The 3,981-nt window shown below is 73.1% G+C and carries 5 protein-coding genes and 1 pseudogene; 2 read left to right on the top strand and 4 right to left on the bottom strand.

All coding sequences use genetic code 11. From position 1 onward, the window contains the following. The coding region (locus MFF04_RS21000) for a YciE/YciF ferroxidase family protein (protein WP_238278830.1) at positions 1–283 on the top strand (283 nt) is incomplete at its 5' end. Positions 284–305: 22 nt separating this feature from the next. Here the strand turns inward: MFF04_RS21000 and mepA are convergent. Genes mepA through MFF04_RS20985 form a run of 3 tightly spaced genes read right to left on the bottom strand, consistent with a single transcriptional unit; the run spans position 306 to position 2,083 of the window. After that, positions 306–1,229 carry a penicillin-insensitive murein endopeptidase gene (mepA, locus tag MFF04_RS20995; protein ID WP_238278828.1) on the bottom strand — a complete coding sequence of 308 codons (924 nt, stop codon included), beginning with the start codon at positions 1,227–1,229 and terminating at the stop codon, positions 306–308. A 10-nt stretch (positions 1,230–1,239) separates the two neighbouring features. After that, positions 1,240–1,722 (bottom strand): SRPBCC domain-containing protein, encoded by a 483-nt coding sequence (locus tag MFF04_RS20990; protein WP_238278826.1) that lies wholly within the window; start codon positions 1,720–1,722, stop codon positions 1,240–1,242. Positions 1,723–1,726: 4 nt separating this feature from the next. Further along, positions 1,727–2,083, bottom strand: coding sequence for a metalloregulator ArsR/SmtB family transcription factor (locus MFF04_RS20985; protein WP_238278831.1), 357 nt, complete (start codon positions 2,081–2,083; stop codon positions 1,727–1,729). Between the two features lie 111 nt (positions 2,084–2,194). Between MFF04_RS20985 and MFF04_RS20980 the strand changes: the two genes are divergently transcribed. After that, positions 2,195–3,154, top strand: coding sequence for an acyl-CoA desaturase (locus MFF04_RS20980; protein WP_238278823.1), 960 nt, complete (start codon positions 2,195–2,197; stop codon positions 3,152–3,154). Here the strand turns inward: MFF04_RS20980 and MFF04_RS20975 are convergent. Next, positions 3,102–3,981: pseudogene (locus MFF04_RS20975) on the bottom strand (carboxypeptidase M32); the annotation flags it as partial. The gene MFF04_RS20980 and the pseudogene MFF04_RS20975 overlap by 53 nt on opposite strands.

Genomic DNA, 3,981 nt, shown 5'->3' with positions numbered 1-3,981 from the left:
CGGCCGCCTGCCGCACGGTGCTCAAGGCCCGCTGACGCGTCGCCTCGTCCGTGACGCTCATGCGGCGCGCTGGTTGATCTTGCTGTCGGCGATGCGGGTCAGCTTGGCGTCGGTGGCCTTCTCCTCGTCGAGGTTCTCCTGGAGCACGCTCATTGCCTGGGCCAAGCAGCTCGGCCGGGACGACTGCGCCGGCGTGCTCCAGGAGAACCTCGACGAGGAGAAGGCCACCGACGCCAAGCTGACCCGCATCGCCGACAGCAAGATCAACCAGCGCGCCGCATGAGCGTCACGGACGAGGCGACGCGTCAGCGGGCCTTGAGCACCGTGCGGCAGGCGGCCGGCAGCGCGGCCATCGTCATCGGCGGCTTCGGGCGCGGCCTCACCTTCGGCGGCTTGGGGTGGAGCACGGCGTCGCTGAACCAGTAGGCGAGCTCCTCGCCGCAGCCGTCGCCTCCGGGCGGCGGCGCCTGGTCCTCGCAGGCGCCCTGCCCGTCCGGACAGGCGAGCCGGATATGGTAGTGGTAGTTGTGCCCGTACATCGGGCGCACCTTCGAGAGCCAGCGGCTGCCGCCGGCTTCCCGACAGAGCGCCTTCTTGATCGCCGCGTTGACGAAGATGCGTGCCACCTCCGGCTGCTCGGCGGTGAGCCGGATCAGGCGGGTATGCGCCGGGGTCCAGACATTCGGGTCGATGTCGAGCCGGTCGGGCCGGACCATGTCGGTGGCCGAGGTCTCCTCCCGCTCCAGCCGCGAGAAGCGGCGGCCGGGCATCGGCGTCAGCCAGACGTCGACGTCGAGCCCGAGCTGGTGGGAGGCGTGGCCGGTCAGCATCGGGCCGCCGCGGGGCTGCGACATGTCCCCGACGAGCAGGCCCGGCCAGCCCGCGGACGGGGCGCGGGCCGCAAGCCGCTCCACGAAGTCGACGAGATACGGCGTGCCCCACATGCGGTTGCGCGACAGCCGCATCACCTGCCAGTTCGTGCCGTCGACGGGCAGGGCCTCGCCGCCGGAGAAGCAGCCCTTGGCATACGAGCCGTAGGCCTGCGCCGGGCCGGCGGCGGGCGTCGTGGCGCGGCCGAACAGCTCCTTGGCCGGCGTGCCCGGCGCGTCCGGGTCGGCGAGGGGCGGCAGCGGCCTTGGATTGACGCTGCCCTTGTCCTGCGCGGCGGCGAGCGCGGGACTCAGGCAGGCCGAGGCGAGAAGGAGGGCGAAGCGGAGCCGTTGCGTCATGGGCGCGAGGCTACAGGCAGGCCGGGCCGTCCGTCGAGACTTTCCGATCGCCGCAGCCCTCACGCCGAAGGTTGGCGAAGGTCCGGCCCACGAAGGCGGCGGCGCTCAGCCGCAGCAGGCGGGCGCCCGCGAGGGCGACGGGACCGTTCACTCGGCCCTCGTAGCGCCAGAGGATCAGGGTCCCCTCCCCCTCCGGATGCAGCGCGAGGCGTCCCGCGGCCTCGCCGGAACCGAAAGGGCCGGCGGCCCGGCCGGACACGGCCAGCCCGTCCCCGGCGGCTTCCGCGCGCAGGGTGACGGTCTGGCGGCCGCGGAAGGGGCTCACCCCGAGGCCGAGCGTGGCGATGAAGGTGCCGTCTCCGTCCCGGGTCACGCTCTCGGCGCCGGGAATGATTCGGGCGAGGACCGCCGGGTCGAGGATCGCGGCGCGCACCATGTCGGGAGGGGCGCCGACGTGCGCGCGGCCGTCCGCCCGCATCGGCTGGCCGGCCACGCCTTCAGGGCTCGTCGGATAGAGACGTGTCGGACAGGGGCTCGCCGCCGGGCGCCTTCGCCTGGCGGGCGCGGGCCGCGCTCTCCCGGCGGAGCGGCCGGCCGATGGGACAGACCTCCTGCACGAAGCCGTTGAGGGTGTTGGCGAGGCTTTCCGGCACCTGCCGGTAGAACACGTACTGCCCGCGCTTCTCGCTGGCCACGAGCCCGGCGCCCTCCAGCACGGAGAGGTGCTGCGAGACCGAGGCGCGGGTCATCTCGAAGCGCGCGGCGATCTCCCCGGCGCTCAGCTCGCCATGGGCGAGGAGCGCCAGGATCTTGCGGCGGGCGGCCGAGGCGAGGGCTTCGAAGATGCGCTGCATGGCGGGTCGCGCCGAGATGTAGCCGATGACGATCCGGCTGACCACGCTTGCGTTCGTATTTAGTTTATTGCTTAAATACCGACATGCAATGATACGCGAGGGGAGGACAGGATGGCGTGCCTTTCGACGGAGCGGGTGATCGCGGGGCCGGAGGTCTCGGCCACCGAGGGGCGGGTGACCTGGGAGCCCGGGCGCTCCCTCTGGATCGGCGGAATGAGCCTCGCGGCGCTGACGCTCGGGCCGGTCTTCGTGACGCCGGGGGCGGTGGCGCTGTTCCTCGTCACCAGCGGTCTGACGCTGTGCCTCGGCCACTCGATCGGGCTGCACCGGCTCCTCATCCACCGCAGCTTCGAGGCGCCGCTCTGGCTGGAGCGGGTGCTGGTCTGGCTCGGCACGCTCGTCGGGATGGCGGGGCCGCTCGGCATGGTGCGGCTCCACGACACCCGCGACTGGGCGCAGCGGCAGGCCGCGTGCCATCCCCTGCACGCGCACCGCGCCCCGCCGCTGCAGGACGCGTGGTGGCAGATGCATTGCCGGCTCGATCTCGCCCGCCCACCGCGCTTCGAGCTGGAACCGCGTCTGCGCGATGATCGGTTCCTGCGCTGGCTGGAGGCGACCTGGATTCTCCAGCAGGTGCCGTTCGGGCTGGCTTTCTACGCGATCGGCGGGATGCCTTGGCTGGTCTGGGGCGTGGCGGTGCGCGTGGCGGTGTCGGTCACCGGCCACTGGCTCGTCGGGCACATCACCCACCGGCGCGGGCCCCAGGGCTGGGCGGTCGACGGCGTGGCGGTGCAGGGGCACGACCTGCCGGCGGCGGCGCTGATCACCTTCGGCGAGGCCTGGCACGGCAACCACCACGCCTGGCCGGGCTCGGCGCGGCTCGGAGTGCGGGAGGGTCAGGCCGATCCGGGCTGGTGGATGCTCGTGGCGCTCCGCCGCATCGGCCTTGTCTGGGGGCTGAAGGAGCCGCGGCACCTGACGCCGCGGGAGGGCCTTCGGCCGGTCGGGGCAGCCGCGCTCAGGCCGCGGCGTAGCGCGCTTCGAGATGCGCGAGGTATGGCCCGGCCGTGAGCGGCGTGCCCGTCGCCGCCTCCAGCAGCGCGTCGGTGCCGAGGCGGCTGCCCTGCCCGTGGACATGGGTCCGCAGCCAGCCGCGAAGCGCCGAGAAATCGCCCTCGGCAAGGCCGGCGCGCAGGCCGGGCTCGGCCGCGTTCGCCGCCCGGAAGAGTTGCGCGGCGGCCACCGCGCCGAGGGTGTAGGTCGGGAAGTAGCCGAAGGCCCCGCTCGGCCAGTGGATGTCCTGGAGGCAGCCGAGCCGATCCTCGGGAACCTGCAAGCCGAGAAGCTCCCGCATCCCGTCGTCGAAGGCGCCGGGGAGATCCGCCACCGCGAGGTCGCCCGCGAGCATCGCCGTCTCCAGCCGGTAGCGCAGCAGGATATGGGCCGGATAGGTGGCCTCGTCGGCATCGACGCGGATCAGGCCCGGCGCGACGCGGGTCTGAAGGCGATGAAGGTTCTCGGGCTCCCAGGCCGGTCCTTCGCCGGCAAACATATCGCGCAGGAGCGGTGCGAGGAAGCTTGCGAATTCCGGCGTGCGGCAGGCCTGCATCTCGATGATGAGGGACTGGCTCTCGTGGAGCGTCATGCCGCGGGCCGCGCCGACCGGCTGCGCCCGCCACGCGGCCGGGCGGCCCTGCTCGTAGAGGGCGTGGCCGGTCTCGTGGAGCACGCCCATCAGCGCGCGCAGGCAGTCGGCCTCGTCGTAGCGGGTGGTGATGCGCACGTCGTCCGTGGCGCCGCCGCAGAACGGGTGCAGGCTGACGTCGAGGCGCCCGCGGTCGAAGTCGAAGCCCACCGCCTCCATCAGCCGCAGGCCCAGCGCCCGCTGGCGCTCGACG

Source organism: Methylobacterium jeotgali, from assembly GCF_022179345.1.
Lineage (GTDB): Bacteria > Pseudomonadota > Alphaproteobacteria > Rhizobiales > Beijerinckiaceae > Methylobacterium > Methylobacterium jeotgali.
This window is presented reverse-complemented; position numbering and strand designations above follow the sequence as displayed.

What these genes read in the sequence shown, in the direction of transcription:
- MFF04_RS20985 (WP_238278831.1), bottom strand. Translation starts at nt 2,083, where the DNA reads ATGCAGCGCATCTTCGAAGCCCTCGCCTCGGCCGCCCGCCGCAAGATC.
- mepA (WP_238278828.1), bottom strand. Translation starts at nt 1,229, where the DNA reads ATGACGCAACGGCTCCGCTTCGCCCTCCTTCTCGCCTCGGCCTGCCTG.
- MFF04_RS20980 (WP_238278823.1), top strand. Translation starts at nt 2,195, where the DNA reads ATGGCGTGCCTTTCGACGGAGCGGGTGATCGCGGGGCCGGAGGTCTCG.